This window comes from Streptomyces sp. NPDC054961 (assembly GCF_053609145.1).
This window is the reverse complement of record NZ_JBSGWY010000011.1, coordinates 93,804-115,664: the sequence shown is the minus strand read 5'-3', so window position 1 is coordinate 115,664 and position 21,861 is coordinate 93,804. Positions and strand designations below refer to the sequence as shown.

The following is a 21,861-nucleotide window of genomic DNA, read 5'->3' as shown; positions in this document are numbered from 1 at the left end:
CAGCCCCCGGAGCCCTGAGGTGACGAGTGGGGCAGGGGGGGCCCCGCCGGGGGGCCCCCGGGGCGCCCCCCGGCGGGCGCGCGCGCCGCGCCCGCCCCCCCCCCCCCACTCCAAAGCCCTTGCTCAGAAGGGCCGTTACCGCTACTTACGCCTCGCCGGCGGCCTTGCGCGTGTGCAGCTGGCGCGCGACCTCGGCGATCGAGCCCGACAGCGAGGGGTACACGGTGAACGCGTTTGCGATCTGCTCGACCGTCAGGTTGTTGTCCACGGCGATCGAAATCGGGTGGATGAGCTCGCTCGCACGCGGCGAGACGACCACGCCGCCCACGACGATCCCGGTTCCGGGGCGGCAGAACAGCTTCACGAAGCCGTCCCGGATGCCCTGCATCTTGGCGCGCGGGTTGCGCAGCAGCGGAAGCTTCACGCACCGGGCGTCGATCTTGCCGGAGTCCACGTCGGCCTGGGTGTAGCCGACGGTGGCGATCTCGGGGTCGGTGAAGACGTTCGAGGAGACCGTCTTCAGGTTCAGCGGGGTCACCGCGTCGCCGAGGAAGTGGTACATCGCGATGCGCCCCTGCATGGCGGCCACGGAGGCCAGGGCGAAGATCCCGGTCACGTCGCCGGCCGCGTACACGCCGGGCGAGGAGGTGCGCGAGACCTTGTCGGTCCAGATGTGCCCGGAGTCCTTGAGCTTGACCCCGGACTCCTCCAGGTTCATGCCGGTGGTGTTGGGCACCGCGCCGACCGCCATCAGGCAGTGCGTGCCCGTGATGACCCGGCCGTCGGACAGGGTGACCTCGACCCGGTCGCCGACCCGCTTGGCCGACTCGGCGCGGGAGCGGCCGATGACGTTCATGCCGCGGCGGCGGAAGACGTCCTCGAGGACGGCGGCGGCGTCCGGGTCCTCACCGGGCAGCACGCGGTCGCGGGAGGACACGAGGGTCACCCGGGAGCCGAGGGCCTGGTAGGCGCCGGCGAACTCGGCGCCGGTCACGCCGGAGCCGACCACGATGAGCTCCTCGGGGAGCTCGTCGAGGTCGTAGACCTGGGTCCAGTTCAGGATCCGCTCGCCGTCGGGCATCGCGTCGGGGATCTCGCGGGGGTGCCCGCCGGTCGCGATGAGCACGGCGTCGGCCGTCAGGATCGTCTCGCTGCCGTCGGCCGCGGTGACGATGACGTCGCGCGTGCCGTCGATGCCCTGCGGGCCGCCGAGCTTGCCGCGGCCGCGTACGACGCGGGCCCCGGCCCGGGTGACGGAGGCGGTGATGTCGTGCGACTGGGCGAGCGCGAGGCGCTTGACGCGCCGGTTCACCTTGCCGAGGTCCACGCCGACGACCCGCGCGGCCTGCTCGATGTGCGGGGTGTCGTCGGCGACGACGATGCCGAGTTCCTCGTACGACGAGTCGAAGGTCGTCATGACCTCGGCGGTCGCGATGAGGGTCTTGGAGGGGACGCAGTCGGTGAGCACCGACGCCCCGCCCAGGCCGTCGCAGTCGACGACGGTCACCTCCGCGCCGAGCTGGGCCCCCACGAGGGCCGCCTCATACCCGCCAGGTCCGCCGCCGATGATCACGATCCGGGTCACGAAAACTCCGCCTCACGTCTACCCGGCCGGCTGCCGCCCCGGCCGGGGCTTCCGGGGGTCTCCCCGGGGGATGCATTCCGTGCCCCATTGTCCCGCACGCATCAAGGTGCTTCACCCCCAGGCCGCCGTACGGGCGCCGGCACGGCCCCGGTGCGGCCCGTGCGCGGCCCCGGCGCGCGCAAGGCCAGGCCAGGGGCCTGCCGGCCGGCGGCGGGGCCGGCCGGGGTCCGGACGGCGGGTCCGGCGGCCCGCCCCGGATGCCGGGCCCCGACCCGGCCGGGCACGCGGCGGAGGTGGTCCCTCCCGTACTCTCGACCTCATGTCGCTCTACGCCGCGTACGCCGGCAACCTCGACCCGCGGCTGATGACGCGCCGCGCCCCCCATTCGCCGCTGCGCGGCACGGGCTGGATCAACGACTGGCGGCTGACCTTCGGCGGCGAGCAGATGGGCTGGGAGGGCGCGCTGGCGACGATCGTCGAAGCACCGCGCCACCAGGTCTTCGTGGCGCTGTACGACGTCGCGCCGCTGGACGAGGACTCGCTGGACCGCTGGGAGGGCGTCGGGCTCGACATCTACCGCCGGATGCGGGTTCGGGTCCACACGCTGGACGGCGAGGAAGCGGCCTGGATCTACGTCCTGAACGGCTACGAGGGCGGCCTGCCGTCCGCGCGCTACCTGGGCGAGCTGGCCGACGCGGCCGAGTCCGCGGGCGCGCCCCACGACTACGTGATGGAACTGCGCAAGCGTCCCTGCTGACGCCGGTCCGGGGCGGAGCCCCGCACGGGCCCCCGGCGAGGGCGCGGCGCGGCCCGCGGCCCCTCGGGGGACTATTCGGCGGAAACGACAAGACAACGATCCGAACACCGTGAGCTGCGCCATCTACGCGCGTAGGCCGAGAGCGGCTACGCTCTTCCGCGTGAACGCATCTGTTACCGACCCCTTCGCCGCCGCCGACGCCGCCGCCGCCCGCCTGATCGAGCTGACCGGCGCCGAGACCCACGATGTCGCCCTCGTGATGGGCTCCGGCTGGGCCCCCGCCGCAGAGGCGCTCGGTGCGCCCGAGGCCGAGTTTCCCGTCACCGAGCTCCCCGGCTTCCCGCCGCCCGCCGTCGAGGGCCACGGCGGCAAGATCCGCTCGTACAAGATCGGCGACAAGCGCGCGCTGCTCTTCCTCGGCCGGACCCACTACTACGAGGGCCGTGGCGTCGCCGCCGTCGCCCACGGCGTGCGCACCGCCGTCGCCGCCGGCTGCAAGACCGTCGTCCTGACCAACGGCTGCGGCGGTCTGCGCGAGGGCATGAAGCCCGGTCAGCCCGTGCTGATCAGCGACCACCTCAACCTGACGGCCACCTCGCCGATCGTCGGCGCGAACTTCGTGGACCTGACCGACCTGTACTCGCCGCGCCTGCGCGCGATGTGCAAGGAGATCGACGAGACCCTCGAAGAGGGCGTCTACGTGCAGTTCCCCGGCCCGCACTACGAGACCCCGGCCGAGATCAACATGATCCGCGTCATGGGCGCCGACCTGGTCGGCATGTCCACCGTGCTGGAGGCCATCGCCGCCCGCGAGGCCGGCGCCGAGGTGCTCGGCATCTCCCTGGTCACCAACCTGGCGGCGGGCATCTCCGGCGAGCCGCTCAACCACGAAGAGGTGCTCCAGGCCGGCCGCGACTCGGCCGCGCGCATGGGCACGCTGCTGACCCAGGTCCTCGCCCGCATCTGACCGAGCGAACCGACCGACCGACGAGAGGTAGTGCAGGACGTGCAGGACGCGCAGGACGATCTGATCGCACGGGCCCGGGCCTGGCTGGCCGAGGACCCGGACCCGGAGACGGCGGCCGAGCTCGCCGCACTCCTCGACGCCGGTGACACGGCCGAGCTCGCGGACCGCTTCAGCGGCCTGCTCCAGTTCGGCACCGCCGGGCTCCGCGGCGAGCTGGGCGCGGGCCCGATGCGGATGAACCGGAGCGTGGTCATCCGGGCCGCGGCGGGTCTCGCGGCCTACCTCAAGGCCCAGGGCCACGCCGGCGGCCTGGTCGTCGTCGGCTACGACGCGCGCTACAAGTCGGCGGACTTCGCCCGGGACACCGCCGCCGTCATGACCGGCGCCGGGCTGCGCGCGGCCGTCCTGCCCCGCCCGCTGCCCACGCCCGTCCTCGCGTTCGCCATAAGGCACCTGGGCGCCGTCGCCGGCGTCGAGGTCACCGCCAGCCACAACCCTCCCCGGGACAACGGCTACAAGGTGTACCTCGGCGACGGTTCGCAGATCGTCTCCCCGGCCGACGAGCGGATCGCGGCGCACATCGACGCGGTCGCCGCGCTGGCCGACGTACCGCGCCCGGACAGCGGCTGGCAGGACCTCGGCGACGAGGTCCTGGAGGCCTACCTGGAGCGTACGGACGCCGTCCTGACCCCCGGTTCCCCCCGGGGCGTGCGGACCGTCTACACGGCCATGCACGGCGTCGGCAAGGACGTGGTCCTGGCCGCCTTCGCCCGCGCCGGCTTCCCGGCGCCGGTCCTGGTGGCCGAGCAGGCCGAGCCGGACCCGGCCTTCCCGACGGTCGCCTTCCCCAACCCGGAGGAGCCGGGCGCGATGGACCTGTCCTTCGCGACGGCCGCCCGGGTCGGGCCGGACATCGTCATCGCGAACGACCCGGACGCCGACCGCTGCGCGGTGGCCGTCCCGGACGAGGCCTCGGCCTCCGGCTGGCGGATGCTGCGCGGCGACGAGGTCGGCGCGCTGCTCGCCGCCCACCTGGTGCACAAGGGCGCCGAGGGCGTCTTCGCCGAGTCCATCGTCTCCTCCTCCCTCCTCGGGCGGATCGCGCGGGCGGCGGGCGTCGGCTACGAGGAGACCCTCACCGGCTTCAAGTGGATCTCCCGCGTCGAGGGCCTGCGCTACGGGTACGAGGAGGCGCTCGGCTACTGCGTGGACCCCGAGGGCGTCCGCGACAAGGACGGCGTCACGGCCGCCCTGCTCGTCGCCGAACTGGCCTCGGAGCTCAAGGAGCAGGGCCGGACCCTGACCGATCTGCTGGACGACCTGGCGATGGAACACGGGCTGCACGCCACGGACCAGCTGTCGGTCCGCGTCGAGGACCTGTCGGTCATCGCCTCGGCGATGGCGGCGCTGCGCGCGCAGCCGCCCCTCTCGCTGGCGGGCCTGCGGGTCAGCTCGGCGGAGGACCTGAACCGGGGAACGGCGACGCTCCCGCCCACGGACGGGCTGCGCTACTACCTCGAGGGCGACTACGAGGCCCGGGTGATCGTCCGCCCGTCGGGTACGGAGCCCAAGCTGAAGTGCTACCTGGAGGTCGTGGTCCCGGTGGCGGACGCCGCGGACCTCGCCCCGGCCCGCGCCCGCGGCCGGGAAGTCCTCGAGGCGATCAAGAAGGACCTGGCGGCCGCGGCGGGCATCTGACCCCTTCGGCGCCGCCCGCACCGGCCAGCGGCCCACCGGCCCCGGACCTCTCGGTCCGGGGCCGGTCGCCGTCCGGGGCCCCGGGGTCCGCGTCCCCTCAGGAGCGGCCGGTGACGTGGCCGCCGTCCACGCGCAGGACGTGGCCCGTGACGAACTGCGCGTCCGCGAGGTAGAGGACCGCCTGGGAGATCTCCGAGACCTCGCCGACCCGGTTCAGGAGCGCGAGGCCACCGAACGCGTCCACGTCGGCGCCCTCGTGCAGCGGCGTGCGCACGATGCCGGGCGCCACGAGGTTGACCCGGATGCCGTCGGCCGCGAGCTCCGCGGCCAGGCTGACCGTCAGCCCGTGCACACCGGCCTTGCTCGCCACCGGCGCCGAGGCCGGGAGGCCGGCCAGGCCGTGGTCCACCAGGACGGTGCCGATGTTGACCACCGCGGCGCCGCGCCCCTGCGCGCGCACCGCCCGCACGAAGGCCTGGGTGGTGAGGTAGGTGCCCTTGAGGTTGTGGGTCAGGAAGCCGTCCAGCTCCTCCTCGGTGACCTCGGTGAAGGGCTTGGACGCGAAGGTCCCGGCGTTGTTCACGAGGACGTCGGCGGCGCCGAACCGGTCGAGGGCGGTGCGCACGAGCGCCTCGCCGGTGCCCGGGTCGGCGATGTCGCCCGCGGCCCAGGCGGTGCGCTCGGGCCGGCCGAGGGCGGCCGCGGCCTTGGCGAGGCGGTCGGCGTCGCGGCCGTTGAGGACGACGTTGGCGCCGGCCTCCAGGAAGGCGCGGGCGATGTCCAGGCCGATGCCGCTGGACGAGCCCGTGACGAGGGCGGTACGGGTGCCGTGGACGGCGGCGGCGTGGGTCGTGACGTCGGACATGGTGGAGGTGCCTTTCGTATCCGACCGGTTCGACCGGTCGGCGCGTCTCGCTGACACCAGAAACGTACGACCCGTCAACTCATCACACCACGACCGTTTTTGAAGCATGTGATAATCCACGGTTATGGATGTAGACCTGCGGGACCTGGAACTCCTGGAGGCGATGGCCGAGACCGGCTCGCTGACCGCCGCCGCCTCCCGGCTCTACGTGAGCCAGCCCGCCCTCAGCCAGCGCCTGACCCGGCTGGAGGACCGGCTGGGGATGCTGCTCTTCGAGCGCGCGGGCCGCCGGCTGGTGCCGAACCCGGCCGGCCGCAGGATGCTCGTCGCCGCGCGCCACGTGCTCGGCGAGCTGGAGTCGGCCACCCGTGACCTGCGGGACATCCGTGACGGCAGGGACCGCCGGGTGCGCTTCGCCGCACAGTGCAGCACCACCTTCCCGTGGCTGCCCCCCGTACTGCGCGCCTTCCGCGCACGGGAGCCGGACACCGAGGTGCGGATCGTCCCCGTCCCCGACGACGCCCCGGTCCCGGCCCTCCTCGCCGACCTCGTCGACGTCGCCCTGGTCACCCGGCAGGACACGCAGATGGACCGGGTGCGGCTGAGCCCGCTGTTCGAGGACGAGATGGTGGCCGTGGTGCCCGCCGGGCACCCCTGGGCGTCCCGCCCGCACGTGACGGCCCGCGACTTCACGGACGTGGACCTGATCCTCTACGACGTCTACGACCAGAGCCGCGTCCCCGCGCAGCCGCTGCCGATCCCCCTGGGCGCCCGGCCCGCCCGCGTCACCACCATGCCCCTGGTGACCGACCTGGTCATCGAGATGGCGGCGGGCGGACAGGGCGTGGCGATCCTGCCGAACTGGGTGGCCGCGCCGTACACCGCCTCGCACGGCCTCGCCCTGGTCCGCATCGGGGCCCGGCCCCTGACCCGCACGTGGTTCTGCGCGACGCGCCCCGGCCCCCTCCCGCCCCGCCAGGCGGCCTTCGTGGAGGAGCTGACGGCTCACCTCACGGGCCCGCGCCTCCCCTGAGGGGGACGCGCACGACGCCCCCGGGGCGCGGCGCGGTCCGCCCGGAGGTCCCGCTCACGCACTCCGTCAGGAAGGGGTCGGGAGGACCACGTCGCCCAGGGTCGGGACCGCTTCCGGGCGGGAGCGGACGGCTTCGCTGCACTCCCACGCCCTCGGCGGGTCCGAGTCCGGGCCGCCCAGGACCACCGGTCCCGTTCCCGCGGACACGGCTTCGCTGTCCGACAGCGTGCACACGATCTGCGACAGGGCCACCGGCGGCAGGTCCTCCGGCTTGCGGCTGAGGCGGACCGTCCCCGCCGGGTCGCCCGGCCGCGGCGCGGCCGCCGTCAGCCCGGCCGGGACACCGGTCGTGAAGCCCGCGTCCCGTTCCTGCGGCGACGGCTCCCGCTGCAGCGCCTCCAGCAAGGCCTGGCTGACCAGCACCATCACGTCCCGGGACGGCTTCTTCTCCGGCATCGGCACCACGCGCTCGACGCCGACCAGCTGGGCTCCGCAGACCAGCTCCACCGTGGCCCGGATGCCCTGCACCGTGGCCGATCCGGCCGACGGCTTGGCCGGGGTGTCACAGGACACCCGCGAGGGCGCCGCGCCCACGTCCACCGGCACGGTGGACGCCTGGATGCCGCACCCGGCGAGGGCCAGCCCCGCGAGGGCGAGACCGTTCAGGGCCGCGACGGCCGAACCGCGCACCCGGCCGCGACTGCGACTGCGACTACGACTCGTCTTCATGCGCGATCACCTTCCCCACGTCCATCGGCAGCCGCAGGGTGAACAGCGCACCGCCCTCCGCCCTGTTCGCGGCGGTGATGTCCCCGCCGTGGATGTGCGCGTTCTCCTGTGCGATGGACAGGCCCAGCCCGCTGCCGTCCGACTTCGGCCGCGAGGCGCTCGCCTTGTAGAAGCGGTCGAAGACGTGCGGCAGCACGGCCTGCGGGATGCCCGGACCGTTGTCCCGCACCGCGATGACCAGCCACTCCCCCTGCACCAGCACGGAGACCCGTACCGGCGAGCCGCCGTGCTTGAGGGCGTTGCCGATCAGGTTGGCCAGGATCACGTCCAGGCGCCGGGGGTCGAGGCGTGCCACGATCCCGCGCTCCGCGTCGAGTTCGACCGCGTCCAGCCAGGCCCGCGCGTCGATGCAGGCCGTCACCTGGTCGGCGACGTCCACGTCGTCCAGCACCAGGCGCGCCGTCCCCGCGTCGAAGCGGGTGACCTCCATCAGGTTCTCGACCAGGTTGTTCAGCCGCCGGGTCTCGCTCACGACCAGCGCCACCGCCGGTGCGATCATCGGATCGAGGTCGTCGACCTCTTCCTCCAGCACCTCGGCGACCGCCGTCAACGCCGTCAGCGGCGTGCGCAGTTCGTGGGACATGTCCGCGACGAACCGCCGGCTGGACTCCTCCCGCGCGCTCATGTCGGCGACCTTCTTCTCCAGCGCCTCCGCCGTCTTGTTGAAGGTGTGCGCCAGGTCGGCGAGTTCGTCCGTCCCCGACACCTCCAGGCGGTGGTCCAGCTCCCCCTCGCCGAGCCGCCGCGCCGCGTCGCCCAGCCGCTGTACGGGCTTGAGCACGGTCCGGGCCGCGGCCTGCGCGAGCAGCGCGGAGCCGAGCAGCGCGAGGCCGGTGGCGATGGTCAGCGACCAGGCCAGGGCGTTGAGGTCGTCGCGCTCCTGGGCGAGGGACTTGTACATGTAGCCGGTGGGCCCGCCGCCCACGATCCGGGTGCCGCCGACCAGGTACGGGTTGCCGTGCGGCTTCGTCCGCTGCCAGTACATGTGGTACTCGGCGTCGTTGACCGCCGTCGTCTTCTGCCGGTCGTTGACCGCGCGCTGGAGCGACTTCGGCACGTCGGACAACCCGAAGGCGTCGGGGCCGGCCGCGCCGGTCACCTTCGTACCGTCCTTGCGCTCGCCCAGGAGCAGCACGCTGTAGCCGGGGCTGCTGCCCGCCATCATCTCGGCGGTGCGCTGCAGTTCCTCCTGCGTCGGATCGGCGGGCAGCGCGGCGGCCCGGTTCTGCATCTCCTGCCGGAAGTCGCCGAGGGCGGCGTCCTGGGTCCGGTTGAGGACGGCCTGGCGGTTGAGCCAGTAGGCGATCCCGGACGCGGAGACCGCGGTGGTCAGCGCGACCAGGGCGAAGACGATGAGGAGCCTCAGCCGCAGGCTGGTCCAGCGCCGGCCCGCGAAGAGGGCTCTGATCACTGAGGGGAGTCCAGTCGGTAGCCGACGCCCCGCACCGTACGGATCAGGGTGGGCGAGGAGGGGATCTCCTCGACCTTGGCGCGCAGCCTCTGCACGCACGCGTCGACGAGGCGCGAGTCGCCCAGGTAGTCGTGCTCCCAGACGAGCCGCAGCAGTTGCTGCCGGGAGAGCGCCTGGCCGGGCCGGCGGCTGAGTTCCAGCAGCAGCCGCAGCTCGGTCGGGGTGAGCTGGAGGTCCTCGCCGTTCTTCGTCACCGTCATGGCGGACCGGTCGATGACCAGCGGGCCGAAGACGGCGGTGTCGGTGGACTCCCGCTCGCCGCGGCGCAGCACGGCCCGGATGCGGGCGTCGAGCACCCGGCCCTGGACGGGCTTGACGACGTAGTCGTCCGCTCCGGACTCCAGGCCGACGACCACGTCGATGTCGTCGTTGCGCGCGGTCAGCAGGATGATCGGCAGCTGGTCGGTACGGCGGATCCGCCGGCACACCTCGAAGCCGTCGATCCCGGGCAGCATGACGTCCAGGACGATCAGGTCCGGCCGCTGCTCGCGCAGCAGTTTGAGGCCGTCCTCTCCCGTCGCCGCGGTGGCCACACGGTGGCCCTGGCGTGACAGGGAGAGTTCGAGGGCCGTGCGGATGGCGTCGTCGTCCTCGATGAGCAACAGGAAGGGCACGCGCTCATTCTGTCCCATCGCCCGTCGGGACTTCGACCGCCCGGCGGGCCCAATCCCGGACGGGGCGCGCGGCGGACGCGCGGCGGGTGCGCGGCGGGTGCGCGGCGCACGCGGGGCGACGGTCCGGCGCGGCCCCTGCCCGGGCCCTGTGACAGGCCTGTGACAGTCGAAGGACACCCCGGTTATGTCGGGGGGGCAGTCTTCTACCAACGAACGGACAGACTCCACGACGGGGGGCGCGAGATGAGCACGCTGCACGGAACCACGACCAGCGCGGTTGTCACGCGGCTGCACGATGTGAACCGCCGGACGGCCGTCCGTACGGCGACGGCCCCTTCCCGGCGGCCGGCGCACGTGGTGGCCATCGACGCGAAGACCTACGAGCGCCCCTCCGTCCCCGTGCAGCGCACGGCGGACACCGCGGACCGCACGGACTCCTCCAACGAGGCCGAGTTCACGGCGTACGTCCAGGAGCGGCGGGCCGCCCTCTACGCGACGGCCTTCCACCTGACCGGCGACCGCTACGAGGCCGAGGACCTGCTGCAGACCGCGCTGTTCTCCACGTACCGCGCCTGGGACCGCATCAGCGACAAGGCCGCCGTGGGCGGTTACCTGCGGCGCACGATGACGAACCTGCACATCAGCGCCTGGCGCCGCCGCAAGCTCAACGAGTACCCGACCGAGGAGCTGCCGGAGACGGCCTCGGACACCGACGCGATGGGCGGTACGGAGCTGCGCGCGGTGCTGTGGCAGGCGCTCACCCGGATCCCGGAACCGCAGCGCACGATGCTGGTGCTCCGGTACTACGAGGGCCGCACGGACCCGGAGATCGCCGAGATCCTGGGCATCAGCGTCGGCACGGTGAAGTCGAGCATCTGGCGCTCGCTGCGCCGCATGCGCGAGGACGAGGCCCTGAGCTTCGGCCGCGACGAGTCGGAGTCCTTCGAGGACCTGGTGGCGTAGGCCCCGTCCGGGGACGCGCGGCCACGACGGCGAGCACGGCACGACCACACAGACCATGGGCCGGGGGGCCCGTCCCGCGGGGGTGGGGCGGGGGTCACGGGGGGCAAGAGGCGGGATCAAGCGGCCGGGGGTCCGTTTGATCCCGCCTTTTGGCGTTCACGGCGGCCGGGGGTCCCGGCCGGATCCCGGGCGGGGCCGGGTGCCGGGCAGGGCCGCATCCGGGGCCTGGCCGGGTCCCTGGCCGGGGGCTACGCCGGGGCCGCGGCGCGGTGGCGGCCGGCCGCCGCGGCGGCGAGGCGGCCCAGGGCCTCGTCACGGCCGCACGGGTGGGCACCCAGCGCGGTGTGGCGGGCCACGATGCCCCGCTCGGCGCGCATCAGCCGCCATCCCCTGCGCAGCAGGAACAGCACGGACTTGCGGCCCTCCCGCAGGTCCCGCGCCAGGCGCCGCCGGAACGTCGTCGACGGGCGGCCCCGCAGGCAGAGCGCGTCCGCCAGCAGTCCCCGCTCCTGGCACCGGGCCACGATGTCCGCCGCGAAGATCCCCTCGGCTATGAACAGGGGCGTCCGGGAGATGTCCAGCGCCTCCGTCCCGGTCCGCGCGGAGGTCGCGATGTCGTAGACGGGCACTTCGGCGCGGCCCGCGGCGCACAGGTGCGCGATCGCGTCCACCGCCGCCTCCGCGTCCCAGGACAGCGGGGAGTCCCAGTCGATGTCGGCGCTGCCGTCGACGAGCGGGAGGGTGGGGTCGTCGCCGTCCTTGTAGAAGTCGTCCAGGCGCAGCACGGGCAGCCCGGAACGGGCCGCCAGCGAAGACTTGCCGGACCCCGAGGGACCGGTCAGCAGCACGACACGCGTAGGCAAAGGAGAGGAACAGCTCACGGGAGACAAGTGTGAACCATTACCTCGCGCAGGGGACCCATCCACGGGCCCGTTGGTATCCAGGATCACACCTCCACTACGCTGCGTGCGCACGCGACTACCACGTCGTACGAGCCCACAGGCGAGGAATCCATGGCACGTCACGCAGCCCCCAAAGCAGCCCACCCCACGGCGCTGCGCACCGCAGGCCTGACCCTCTCGATGGCCGGCGCGGCGCTCGCGATGGCCGCCGGCGGGGCGCAGGCGGGCGAGCTCTCGGTCCCGGCGGCGCTGTCCGGGGTGGCCGACCCGATCGCGAACCTGAAGGTGAACCCGCTGGCCAACACCGGGGTGGACCCGCTGGACAACGGCCTGGCCACGAAGGTCGCGGACTTCCCCTCGGTCGGCACGGGCATGCTCACGGGCAGCCTGACGCGCGGCTCGTCGGTCGGCGAACTGCCCACCGCGGCGGCGTCCTCACTGCTCGGCCCGCTGCTGCCGGGCGCGGTGAAGTAGCGCCCGTACGCCCGCGGGGCCCGCGAACCCCACGGGGCCCGCGCAGGACATGAAGGGGCCCCGGCAGTGCGGGGGACACTGCCGGGGCCGGTCTTCGTGGGAGCCGGGCCTCGTACGGCCGGACGCGCGGGTGCGCGTCAGTACGAGGAGCCGCCCGCGCCCAGCGACCCGGTCGGGTGCCAGACGGTCTTGGTCTCCAGGAACGCCGTCATGCGCGAGGTTCCCGGGTCCGCGCTCCAGTCGTCCACAGGCTGTGGACGCAGGACGCGCTTGAGGTTGTCCGCCGCCGCGATCTCCAGCTCCTTGGCGAGCGCGACGTCGGCGCCCGCCAGGTCGATGGCGTTGACGTCCTGGTGCGAGGCCAGGTGCGGGCCGATCTCGGAGGCCTTGCCCGACAGGATGTTGACGACGCCGCCGGGCAGGTCGGACGTGGCCAGCACCTCGCCGAGGGAGAGCGCCGGGAGCGGCGCCGTCTCGGAGGCGATGACGACGGCCGTGTTGCCGGTGGCGATCACCGGGGCGATCACGGAGACCAGCCCGAGGAAGGACGACGCCTGCGGGGCGACGACCGTGACGACACCGGTCGGCTCGGGGGTGGAGAGGTTGAAGAACGGGCCCGCGACGGGGTTGGCCCCGCCCACGATCTGTCCGATCTTGTCGGTCCAGCCCGCGTACCAGACCCAGCGGTCGATGGCCGCGTCCACGACCGCCGCGGCCTTGGCCTTCGACAGCCCCTCGGCGTCGCCGACCTCGCGGACGAACTGGTCCCGGCGGCCCTCCAGCATCTCGGCGATGCGGTAGAGGATCTGGCCCCGGTTGTACGCGGTCGCGCCCGACCAGCCGCCGAAGGCCTTGCGGGCCGCGACGACCGCGTCACGGCCGTCCTTGCGGGAGGACAGCGGGGCGTTGGCCAGCCACTTGCCCTTCGAGTCGCTCACCTCGTACACCCGGCCGCTCTCGGATCGCGGGAACTTGCCCCCGACGTACAGCTTGTAGGTCTTGAAGACGCTCAGACGCCCGGCGGCGGAGCCGCCCTTTTCGACACTTCGCTCAGACATCGAGGTAGCCCTCCAGGCCGTGACGGCCGCCTTCGCGCCCGAAGCCCGACTCCTTGTAGCCGCCGAAGGGCGAGGTCGGGTCGAACTTGTTGAACGTGTTGGCCCAGACGACACCGGCACGGAGCTTGTTCGCGACCGCGAGGATGCGCGAGCCCTTCTCCGTCCAGATGCCGGCGGACAGGCCGTACTGGCTGTTGTTGGCCTTGGCGACGGCCTCGTCGGGCGTGCGGAAGCTCAGCACGGACAGCACCGGGCCGAAGATCTCGTCACGGGCGACAGTGTGCGCCTGGGAGACGTTCGTGAAGAGCGTCGGGGCGAACCAGTACCCGGAGGACGGCAGCTCGCACGGCGCGGACCAGCGCTCGGCGCCCTCGGCCTCGCCGGTCTCCGCGAGCGCGGTGATCCGGGCGAGCTGAGCGGCGGAGTTGATCGCACCGATGTCGGTGTTCTTGTCGAGCGGGTCGCCGAGGCGCAGCGTGGACAGGCGGCGCTTGAGCGAGTCGATCAGCTCGTCCTGGATCGACTCCTGGACCAGGAGGCGCGAGCCCGCACAGCAGACCTGGCCCTGGTTGAAGAAGATGCCGCTGACGATGCCCTCGACGGCCTGGTCGATGGGGGCGTCGTCGAAGACGATGTTGGCGCCCTTGCCGCCCAGCTCCAGGGTGACCTTCTTGTCCGTACCGGCGACCTGGCGCGCGATGGCCTTGCCGACGGCGGTGGAGCCGGTGAAGGCGACCTTGTTCACGTCCGGGTGCTCGACGAGGGCCGCGCCCGCGTCGCCGTACCCGGTGAGGATGTTGACGACGCCCTTGGGCAGGCCCGCCTGGCGGCAGATGTCCGCGAAGAACAGCGCGGAGAGCGGGGTCGTCTCGGCCGGCTTCAGCACGACGGTGTTGCCGGTGGCGAGCGCCGGGGCGATCTTCCACGCGAGCATCATCAGCGGGAAGTTCCACGGGATGACCTGGCCGGCCACGCCCAGCGGGCGCGGGTTCGCGCCGTAGCCGGCGTGGTCGAGCTTGTCGGCCCAGCCCGCGTAGTAGAAGAAGTGCGCGGCGACCAGCGGGAGGTCCGCGTCGCGGGTCTCCCGGATCGGCTTGCCGTTGTCGAGGGTCTCCAGGACGGCCAGCTCGCGGCTGCGCTCCTGGATGATCCGGGCGATGCGGAAGAGGTACTTGGCGCGCTCGGAGCCGGGCAGCGCGGACCACTTCTCGAAGGCCTTGCGGGCGGCCTTCACGGCGCGGTCCACATCGGCGGCGCCGGCCTGCGCGATCTCGGCGAGGACCTCCTCGGAGGACGGGGAGACGGTCTTGAAGACCTTGCCGTCCGCCGCGTCGGTGAACTCGCCGTCGATGAACAGCCCGTAGGAGGGCGCGATGTCGACGACGGAACGCGACTCGGGGGCGGGCGCGTAATCGAATACAGATGCCATGGTGATCAGTCCACCGTCACGTAGTCGGGACCGGAGTAACGGCCGGTGCTCAGCTTCTGGCGCTGCATCAGCAGGTCGTTGAGCAGGCTGGAGGCGCCGAAGCGGAACCAGTGGTTGCTCAGCCAGTCCTCACCCGCGGTCTCGTTGACCAGGACCAGGAACTTGATCGCGTCCTTGGTGGTCCGGATGCCGCCGGCCGGCTTCACGCCGATCTGGATTCCAGTCTGCGCCTTGAAGTCGCGAACGGCTTCGAGCATGAGGAGCGTGTTCGCGGGGGTCGCGTTGACGCCGACCTTGCCGGTGGAGGTCTTGATGAAGTCCGCCCCGGCCATCATGCCGATCCAGGAGGCGCGGCGGATGTTGTCGTACGTGGACAGCTCGCCGGTCTCGAAGATCACCTTGAGCCGGGCCGCGCTGCCGTCGGGGCGGACGCAGGCCTCCTTGACCGAGCGGATCAGCTCGTAGGTCTCGAGGTAGCGGCCGGCGAGGAAGGCGCCACGGTCGATGACCATGTCGATCTCGTCGGCGCCGGCGGCCACGGCGTCGGCCGTGTCGGCGAGCTTGACGGGCAGCGCGGCGCGGCCCGCCGGGAAGGCGGTGGCGACGGAGGCGACCTTGACGTCGGCGCCGTGCAGGGCCGCCTTGGCGGTGGCCACCATGTCGGGGTACACGCAGACGGCGGCCGTCGTGGGCGTGGTGCGGTCGGTCGGATCGGGATGCACGGCCTTGGCGGAGAGCGCCCGGACCTTGCCCGGGGTATCCGCGCCTTCCAGCGTCGTCAGGTCGATCATCGAGATGGCCAGGTCGATGGCATACGCCTTGGCCGTCGTCTTGATCGAGCGGGTGCCGAGGGAGGCCGCACGGGCCTCCAGGCCGACAGCGTCGACGCCGGGCAGCCCGTGCAGGAAGCGGCGCAGCGCACTGTCGGACGTCGTCACGTCAGCGAATGCGGTGAGGGTGGTGGGCATGGTCACCACATGAGCATATCTACGCGCGTAGCGACCTGTCACCCCCTCCCCCCGATTCCGACTGATCCGCTATGGAATCGACACCTCCACTCCCTGTTACGCGGCCATGACAGGAAGCGCATGATCCGCACGCACGTGCTCCATACATTCGTCTCAGCAGCCCGCCAGAACCTCACCCGGACGACAACCCGACAGAGACAACGCGGCATGCGGCTCTCCTTCCTCCTCCCTCACCCACCGCTCCAGGAGTCGTTATGCGTACCGCCGCCCGCACCGCCCTCGCCACCGCCGTGCTCGCCGGGGCCCTCCTCGCCCCCGCCGGAGCCGCCTTCGCGGCCGCGGGGTCGACCTTCGGGACCGTGTCGTCCGCCGGGACCGTGTCGTCCGACGTCCCCGACCGCTACGCGGGCACGCCCGTCTCCATCGACAAGGGCATCGTCGCGGTGCTGCGCTTCAAGTCCGAGGGCCCCGAGGCCTGGATCCGCGCGGTCTCCCCGGACTGGAAGCCCGGCGACACCTACACGGGGCACGTCCTGCTCACGCTGGACGACAAGCACCGCACCGGCTCGGCCGAGGGCCTGCAGCTGAAGCTCGAGGGGGGCGAGACGGCAAGCCTCGAGACCCTCGTCGTGACCAAGAACGGCAAGACCAGCTCCTACCCGCTGCCGAGGCCCCAGGGTCCGGAGTGCATGAGCGAGCCCGTGTCGCAGCCCATCGGGGCGGGCGCACTGGCCCTGCTCATGATGTCCCCGAACGGCCCGGTCGCCCAGCTGGAGTTCGCCGAGGAAGGCGAGGGGGAGCACACGAGCCTGACCCGCGCCGTGCCCTCCCTGCCGGAAGGCGCCGGGATCGTCGCCCGCATCCTGAACCCGAGCTCCGCCGAGCCCGTCTTCGAGTGGAAGACCCAGGGCGGCGACATGCCGTACGGCCACGCCACCTTCCCGAAGCTGCCCCGGGGCTGCACGTTCGACTACGCGTTCCAGAAGCCCACCCAGACGCCGCAGCCGGACCCCAAGCCGTCCGCGAAGCCGTCCACGAAGCCGTCCGTCGAGCCCGTCGCGCCGAAGCCGCAGACCGGCGGCCAGACCACCGTCGTCCCCAAGGGCTCCGTGGCCGCGGGCGCCGAGATCACCCCCGACGACGACAACAGCACCACGACGGCCGCCGGCGCCGGGCTCGTCGCGATCCTCCTCGCGCTCGGCACCACCTTCGTGGTCCGCGCCCGCAAGGCCCGCTCCCGCGGCTGACCCCGGCCCGCACGACCCGGCTTCACCGCCCCGGCGGGCCACCCACGCGGTGGCCCGCCCCTGCGCGTTCGCCGGGTCACCCGCCGCCCTTCCGCCCGCCGCCGTTCCGTCCGCCGGGCGTGCCGACGCCCTTGCGTCGAACGGCCGTGTCGACGCGCTCGCGTCGGCCGTTCCACCGCGACGCGCCGCGACGCGCCGCGACACGTCGCGGAGAGCTCCGCACCCGTTACACATCCATGACAGGAGGCGGATCGTCCGGCCGAACAAGATCAATAGATTTCTCCTCAGCAGCCCGCCACACCTGACCCGGCCGAAAGAGACCGACCAGACCGACGCGGCATGCGGCTCGCCTCCACCCTCCCGCCGGCCAGAGCCCACCAGGGCCCACCGGGCCGACCACGCTCCAGGAGTCGTTATGCGTTCCGTCCTTTCCCTCCGCGCCCCGATCGTCACCGCCGCCCTCGCGGGCGCCCTGCTCGTACCGGCCGCCGGCGCCGCGTCCGCAGCGCCCGCCGCGGCGCCGCAGGCGGTGGCATCGGCGACGGCGACCGCGTCCGAGACCACGAAGGTCGTCATCAGCGAGCACCTGGTCGCGCTCATGAGCAACTCCGTGGCGGAGGGGCCCTCCGTGGAGATCCGGGTCGTGGACAAGGACGGCACGACGCACCCGAAGCCGCTGGTGTCGCTGAACCGGTCGCACGCACAGGCGTCGGAACAAGGGATGGTCTTCACCCTCGCCAAGGCGGACACCGCCGAGGCGGTGCTCACCGTGTGGGATCAGCACGTCACCAAGTCGTTCCCGCTGCCGAAGGCCACGGGGCCGGCCGCCCCGTGCGTCTCCGGGGTCCGACGGGTCGACATCGGTGAGGGCAGCGTCGCCGACCTGACGATGTCACCGGAGGGCCCCCGGGCCGTCGGGCACTCCGCCGACCCGTCCGAGACCTGGTCGTTGACGCTGACCCGCACCGACCCCATGGGCCGCGACGTGCGCATCGTGAACCCGAGCGGAGCCCACCCGGTCCTGGAGTGGTGGCACCCCCAGGGCGGCGTCCACGCCCCCGTCCCGCTGGGCCACGCCGACTTCCCCGCGCTCCCCCAGGGCTGCACGCCCGCCTACACGGTGCACGACGACGAACCCGCGCCGAAGCCCATCCCCTCCGCCGCCGCCTCGGCCGCCCCGAAGCCCGCCGCGTCCGCCACCACGCCGGCCGCGCCCACGCCGCAGACCGCCGGTCAGACCTCCGTCGTGCCCAAGGGCGGGGTCGCGGCGGGGGCCGAGATCGCCGCCGGGGACACCGACGGCACCGACCGCGCCACCACCGTGGCGGCCGGCGCCGGGCTGATGGCGATCTTCGGCGCGCTCGGCGCCGTCATGGTCCTGCGCCGCCGCGCCCAGGACTGACACCCCTGCCCCTTCCTCGCCCCGCCCGCGTACGTTCCCGGAGTGTCCCCATGGCCCACCGCGCCGCCCGCCAACTGCTCCCCTCCGCACTCCTCGCCGTCCTCCTGACCGGGTGCGGCGCCTCCACCCCCACCACCGGCACCCCGCCCGCGGCCCCCGCCCCGCCCGCCGTCACCCCCACGGCCGCTCCCGCGGCCCCGGCGGCGGCCACCCCCCTGCCCGCCTCCGCGCCCGTCCGCGTACGGATCCCCGCGGCCGGGGTGGACACCTCGCCGGTGCTGGAGCTCGGGCTGGCCGCCGACGGCACCGTCGAGGTCCCCTCCGTACCCGAGGCGGACAAGATCGGCTGGTACACCAAGGGCGTCACGCCCGGCGAGACCGGTCCCGCCGTGCTGATCGGCCACTTCGACACCGCCCGCGGCCCGGCCGTGCTCAAGGACGTCTCGCGGGTCCGCACCGGCGACGAGATCAGCGTCTCCCGGGCGGACGGGAGCACCGCCGTCTTCAGGGTCCGCGAGCTGGAGCAGGTGGACAAGAAGAGCTTCCCGACCGCCAAGGTCTACGGGGACACCCCGCGCCCCGAGCTGCGCGTCATCACCTGCGGCGGCGAGATCACCGCGGGCCACCGCCCCGACAACATCATCCTGTACGCCGATCTCGTGGGCTGAGACGACGTGAGGCAGAATCGGGCGCATGAGCAGCGAGCAGCCCACTGACGAGCCGGTGTACGACGACCGGGTCTACCGCTCCCCCATGGCGACCGTCACGGGTGTGGTGATGCTCGCACTGCTCGGATGGCTCTGCGGGGACGCCGTGGTCCGGGGCAGCGGGAACGCCCCCTGGCTGGCCCTCGCCGTCGCGCTGTTCCTCGCGCCGCTGATCGTGGCCTTCACCATCCGTCCGGCGGTCTTCGCCAATGCCGACCGGATGCGCGTGCGGAACCCGTTCCGGATCATCGAACTGCCGTGGGGCGCGGTGGACACCGTCCGCGCCCGGTTCTCCGCCGAGGTACTGGCCGAGGGGTCGAAGTACCAGCTGTGGTCCGTCCCCGTCTCCCTGCGGGAGCGCAAGAAGGCGAACCGGGCCCAGAACCGCCCGAACGGCCGGATCGGCGGCCTCATGGGCCGGGGCACGGCCGCGCCTGCCCCGGCGGGCCGTCCCCAGAACGCCGAGAACCCGCAGCGGGCCGCCGCGGACCAGACCGTGGACGAGCTGCGCGAGCTGCAGGAGCGCGGGGCCGCGCGGCCCGGCGCCCAGGGCTCCGTGAAGGTCACCTGGTCCTACGAGATCATCGCCCCGGCCGTGGCCGGCGCGCTCATCCTCATCGTGTTGCTCGCCACGGGCTGACCGGCGCTCCTTGCGGAACCGCGGGCACCGGACGCCGCGTCTTCACTGGCGTGCACCGTCTCAAGGGCAGCGGCAACGCCGCCATTCACCTGCGGATCCGGTTCTTCTCCGGAGTCCTGCTGGCCGCGCATCTCCTCCTCGTCGGCTGGCTGATGCTGCGCCCACTGGACGTCCCGTGGGCGGCGGCGGCCAATCTGACCCCGCTGGAGGGGATCAGGGCGGACCTCGCCTACGGGCCCCTGGAGGCGGCCCGCCGGATCGGCGGCGGTCTGGCCCTGCTGGCACCGCTCGGGGTGCTGCTGCCGATGATCAGCGGGCGCGTGGAACTGTCGCCGCTGGCCGCGTGGTCCTCGCTGGCCCGGACCGCGGCCGCCGGCGCGCTGGTCTCGGTGGGCCTGGAGATGCTTCAGAGCGCGGTCCCGGGGCAGGTGGTCGACGTGGATTCGGTGCTGTTGAACACCCTCGGCGTGGCCGTGGCGCACGCGGCCGTCGTGCCGCTGCTGCGGGCGCGGCTGCGGCACGCCCGCACGGTCTCCCCCGCGGGCCCGCCGGCCGGTGTTCCCGCGGACCCGCCGGCCGGTGATCCCGTCGCCCCGAGGGGTTCCCGTCCCGTCGCTCCGAGCCGTTCTCAGAGCCGCACCCCGAGCCGGCCCCACAGCCGTTCTCAGGGGGCGACCCCGAGAATTACCAGGGTCGGGCTCGGCCCCTGGACCGACGTTCTGTCCGCGATTCACCGGGAGTATTGAGGCATCGCGGGAAAACTTCCCGCTCATCTGACGAGGAGAGACCATGAGCGCCCTTGCCCGCCCCCGTGACGGACGATGGATCGGCGGAGTCTGTGCCGGTCTCGCGCGCCGATTCGGGATATCCGCGAACACGATGCGTCTGATCTTCGTCGTCTCGTGCCTGCTCCCCGGCCCGCAGTTCCTGGTCTACCTGGCGCTGTGGGTGCTCCTGCCGAACGACAAGACCAGCGCCGCCGGAACCGCCGGCTGGTAATGCCGGACGGCACGGAATTCAGCGGGCCGCCCGGACCTTCTGGATCTGCTTGTCCGTGATCTCGTGCGGGACCTCGGGGGCCTTGGGCGCGCCCGTCACGTTGAGGGCCATGAGGCGGGCGACGGTGTCGCCCTGGCGCACGACGACGATGTGCACCTGCGCCGTGACGCCCTGGGCGGACGCGGTCGTGGTCCAGCTGACGCTTTCGTCGCCGCCCGCCTTGTAGTCGGCCGCCTTCACGTCGCGGTAGCTGCCGGTCTGCTTCTCGACCGTGGCGGAGAAGCCGGTCCCGCAGGCGGCGACGGCGTCCTTGAGGCGGGCGATCAGCGCCTTGGCGTCGGACTCGGCGTAGGAGCTGACGGAGGCGGAGACGGCGAGGCCCATCTGCTTCTGCGAGCCGACGCCCCGGTTGACCGTCTCGCGCGCGGCCGGGTCGGGCTTGTCGCCCATGATGTCGGCGAGCGGCTGACAGGCCTTGCGGTCGGACTGAGGCTGGCCGTCGGGGGCGTTGGGGTTCTTGGCGTCCGCGGAGATCTGGTAGCCCGCGAGGTCGCCCTGTTCCAGGGCGGAGCGCTCCAGCCTGCTGCCGGACCGTTTGGGCGCGCCCGTGCCGGCCGCGCCCGGCGAGCCCGGTGACGCGGCTTGGCCGGGTGTGCTCGCGGAGCCCTTCGGGTCGGGGGACTCGGGGTCGGCGGAGGTGTGCGTCCCGCTGCCGCAGCCCGCCGCGGCGAGGAGCAGGGCGGGGAGCAGCGCGGCCGTGGCCGTTCGTGCCTTCATGTGCATGATCGAGACCTCATACCCAGGGAGTCGGCGGGCAGTTGGCGGTGATCCTGGCACATGCCGCGACGCGGCACACACCTGCTCGAAGAGGTGTGCACCGCGTGGGCGTGCGTACGAATCGCGTACGAATCGCGTACGAATCCGTCAGGGGATCCGGAACGGATCAGGCGCCGAGACCGCTGGTCGGCAGGCCGCCGAGCAGGCCGGTGACCGTGCCGAGCGCGGCGGCCGGGTCGGTGGCCTCGGGCGCCTTCTGGCCGTCCTCGGCGTTCACGTGCTGCTGGCTGGTGAGGCCCTGGACGGTGCCCAGCGCGTCGCCGAGACCGACGGCGGGGACGGAGGCCGAAGCGGTCCCGGCGGCGACTGCGGCGAAGGCGGCACCGAGAGCGGCGACACCGATGGTCTTGGCAGCTGACTTCTTCATGAAGGATCGTCCTTGCGACGGGGAAAAGAGCGGCTCCGCAAACTAGTCACTTCAAACCGTCGGCCGCAAACATCATTAAATACGAGAAA

The 21,861-nt window shown here is 72.9% G+C and carries 23 protein-coding genes; 12 read left to right on the top strand and 11 right to left on the bottom strand.

Annotation, left to right across the window (positions count from 1 at the left end; all coding sequences use genetic code 11):
* Positions 1-145: 145 nt before the first annotated feature.
* Positions 146-1,585, bottom strand: coding sequence for an NAD(P)H-quinone dehydrogenase (locus ACWF9Z_RS13540; RefSeq protein ID WP_453601335.1), 1,440 nt, complete (start codon positions 1,583-1,585; stop codon positions 146-148).
* Positions 1,586-1,904: 319 nt separating this feature from the next.
* Between ACWF9Z_RS13540 and ACWF9Z_RS13535 the strand changes: the two genes are divergently transcribed.
* The 3 genes from ACWF9Z_RS13535 to ACWF9Z_RS13525 all read left to right on the top strand — a co-directional run bounded on the left by ACWF9Z_RS13535 (position 1,905) and on the right by ACWF9Z_RS13525 (position 5,007).
* Positions 1,905-2,342, top strand: a complete 438-nt coding sequence (locus ACWF9Z_RS13535; RefSeq protein WP_356651862.1) for a gamma-glutamylcyclotransferase — start codon at positions 1,905-1,907, stop codon at positions 2,340-2,342.
* A 160-nt stretch (positions 2,343-2,502) separates the two neighbouring features.
* Positions 2,503-3,309, top strand: a complete 807-nt coding sequence (locus ACWF9Z_RS13530; RefSeq protein ID WP_356651864.1) for a purine-nucleoside phosphorylase — start codon at positions 2,503-2,505, stop codon at positions 3,307-3,309.
* Positions 3,310-3,348: 39 nt separating this feature from the next.
* Positions 3,349-5,007, top strand: a complete 1,659-nt coding sequence (locus ACWF9Z_RS13525; RefSeq protein WP_453601437.1) for a phospho-sugar mutase — start codon at positions 3,349-3,351, stop codon at positions 5,005-5,007.
* A 97-nt stretch (positions 5,008-5,104) separates the two neighbouring features.
* On the opposite strand, the gene ACWF9Z_RS13520 is transcribed toward ACWF9Z_RS13525, so the two are convergent.
* Entirely contained in the window at positions 5,105-5,872 is a 768-nt protein-coding gene (locus tag ACWF9Z_RS13520) for an SDR family NAD(P)-dependent oxidoreductase (RefSeq protein ID WP_453601332.1), read from the bottom strand.
* Positions 5,873-5,996: 124 nt separating this feature from the next.
* On the opposite strand from ACWF9Z_RS13520, the gene ACWF9Z_RS13515 reads away from it, so the two are divergent.
* A complete protein-coding gene (locus tag ACWF9Z_RS13515; RefSeq protein WP_453601329.1) occupies positions 5,997-6,905 on the top strand; it encodes a LysR family transcriptional regulator in 909 nt (302 codons plus the stop codon).
* Positions 6,906-6,971: 66 nt separating this feature from the next.
* Here ACWF9Z_RS13515 and ACWF9Z_RS13510 read toward each other — a convergent pair whose 3' ends face one another.
* From ACWF9Z_RS13510 to afsQ1, 3 genes are read right to left on the bottom strand one after another with little or no spacing between them, the layout of a single operon-like run.
* The gene (locus tag ACWF9Z_RS13510) at positions 6,972-7,634 is read right to left on the bottom strand and encodes a hypothetical protein (protein ID WP_453601326.1); all 663 of its coding nucleotides are present in this window, start codon (positions 7,632-7,634) and stop codon (positions 6,972-6,974) included.
* A complete protein-coding gene (locus ACWF9Z_RS13505) occupies positions 7,618-9,105 on the bottom strand; it encodes an ATP-binding protein (protein WP_453601324.1) in 1,488 nt (495 codons plus the stop codon). Before ACWF9Z_RS13505 ends, ACWF9Z_RS13510 begins: the two co-directional genes overlap by 17 nt.
* A complete protein-coding gene (gene afsQ1 / locus ACWF9Z_RS13500) occupies positions 9,102-9,779 on the bottom strand; it encodes a two-component system response regulator AfsQ1 (protein WP_385374671.1) in 678 nt (225 codons plus the stop codon). Before afsQ1 ends, ACWF9Z_RS13505 begins: the two co-directional genes overlap by 4 nt.
* 243 nt (positions 9,780-10,022) lie before the next feature.
* Between afsQ1 and ACWF9Z_RS13495 the strand changes: the two genes are divergently transcribed.
* Positions 10,023-10,742, top strand: coding sequence for a SigE family RNA polymerase sigma factor (locus ACWF9Z_RS13495; RefSeq protein ID WP_453601320.1), 720 nt, complete (start codon positions 10,023-10,025; stop codon positions 10,740-10,742).
* 248 nt (positions 10,743-10,990) lie between these two features.
* Here the strand turns inward: ACWF9Z_RS13495 and ACWF9Z_RS13490 are convergent, their stop codons facing one another.
* The gene (locus tag ACWF9Z_RS13490) at positions 10,991-11,689 is read right to left on the bottom strand and encodes a uridine kinase family protein (RefSeq protein ID WP_453601435.1); all 699 of its coding nucleotides are present in this window, start codon (positions 11,687-11,689) and stop codon (positions 10,991-10,993) included.
* A gap of 66 nt (positions 11,690-11,755) precedes the next feature.
* Here ACWF9Z_RS13490 and ACWF9Z_RS13485 point away from each other — a divergent pair, with 66 nt between their 5' ends.
* Positions 11,756-12,118 carry a hypothetical protein gene (locus ACWF9Z_RS13485; protein ID WP_453601318.1) on the top strand — a complete coding sequence of 121 codons (363 nt, stop codon included), beginning with the start codon at positions 11,756-11,758 and terminating at the stop codon, positions 12,116-12,118.
* Between the two features lie 137 nt (positions 12,119-12,255).
* Here the strand turns inward: ACWF9Z_RS13485 and ACWF9Z_RS13480 are convergent, their stop codons facing one another.
* From ACWF9Z_RS13480 to deoC, 3 genes are read right to left on the bottom strand one after another with little or no spacing between them, the layout of a single operon-like run.
* Positions 12,256-13,176: an aldehyde dehydrogenase family protein gene (locus tag ACWF9Z_RS13480; protein WP_453601316.1), complete on the bottom strand. Its 921-nt coding sequence runs from the start codon at positions 13,174-13,176 to the stop codon at positions 12,256-12,258.
* Complete coding sequence (locus tag ACWF9Z_RS13475) at positions 13,169-14,605, bottom strand: aldehyde dehydrogenase family protein (protein ID WP_356651882.1); 1,437 nt, start codon at positions 14,603-14,605, stop codon at positions 13,169-13,171. The genes ACWF9Z_RS13480 and ACWF9Z_RS13475 overlap by 8 nt, the downstream gene beginning before the upstream one ends.
* Positions 14,606-14,610: 5 nt before the next feature.
* The gene (deoC, locus tag ACWF9Z_RS13470; RefSeq protein WP_453601432.1) at positions 14,611-15,573 is read right to left on the bottom strand and encodes a deoxyribose-phosphate aldolase; all 963 of its coding nucleotides are present in this window, start codon (positions 15,571-15,573) and stop codon (positions 14,611-14,613) included.
* 254 nt (positions 15,574-15,827) lie between these two features.
* Here deoC and ACWF9Z_RS13465 point away from each other — a divergent pair, with 254 nt between their 5' ends.
* From ACWF9Z_RS13465 to ACWF9Z_RS13440, 6 genes are all read left to right on the top strand, one after another.
* Complete coding sequence (locus tag ACWF9Z_RS13465) at positions 15,828-16,820, top strand: hypothetical protein (RefSeq protein WP_453601313.1); 993 nt, start codon at positions 15,828-15,830, stop codon at positions 16,818-16,820.
* A 415-nt stretch (positions 16,821-17,235) separates the two neighbouring features.
* Positions 17,236-18,222, top strand: coding sequence for a hypothetical protein (locus ACWF9Z_RS13460; RefSeq protein ID WP_453601311.1), 987 nt, complete (start codon positions 17,236-17,238; stop codon positions 18,220-18,222).
* A 50-nt stretch (positions 18,223-18,272) separates the two neighbouring features.
* On the top strand, positions 18,273-18,890 hold the full coding sequence (locus tag ACWF9Z_RS13455; protein WP_453601308.1) for a class F sortase: 618 nt from the start codon (positions 18,273-18,275) through the stop codon (positions 18,888-18,890).
* Between the two features lie 25 nt (positions 18,891-18,915).
* Positions 18,916-19,569 carry a PH domain-containing protein gene (locus ACWF9Z_RS13450; RefSeq protein WP_453601305.1) on the top strand — a complete coding sequence of 218 codons (654 nt, stop codon included), beginning with the start codon at positions 18,916-18,918 and terminating at the stop codon, positions 19,567-19,569.
* 50 nt (positions 19,570-19,619) lie between these two features.
* Complete coding sequence (locus ACWF9Z_RS13445) at positions 19,620-20,315, top strand: VanZ family protein (RefSeq protein WP_453601302.1); 696 nt, start codon at positions 19,620-19,622, stop codon at positions 20,313-20,315.
* 43 nt (positions 20,316-20,358) lie between these two features.
* Positions 20,359-20,568 carry a PspC domain-containing protein gene (locus ACWF9Z_RS13440; RefSeq protein WP_449483765.1) on the top strand — a complete coding sequence of 70 codons (210 nt, stop codon included), beginning with the start codon at positions 20,359-20,361 and terminating at the stop codon, positions 20,566-20,568.
* 18 nt (positions 20,569-20,586) lie between these two features.
* Here ACWF9Z_RS13440 and ACWF9Z_RS13435 read toward each other — a convergent pair whose 3' ends face one another.
* Entirely contained in the window at positions 20,587-21,345 is a 759-nt protein-coding gene (locus ACWF9Z_RS13435; protein ID WP_453601300.1) for a hypothetical protein, read from the bottom strand.
* A gap of 166 nt (positions 21,346-21,511) precedes the next feature.
* Positions 21,512-21,772, bottom strand: coding sequence for a hypothetical protein (locus ACWF9Z_RS13430; RefSeq protein ID WP_453601297.1), 261 nt, complete (start codon positions 21,770-21,772; stop codon positions 21,512-21,514).
* Positions 21,773-21,861: the final 89 nt, after the last annotated feature.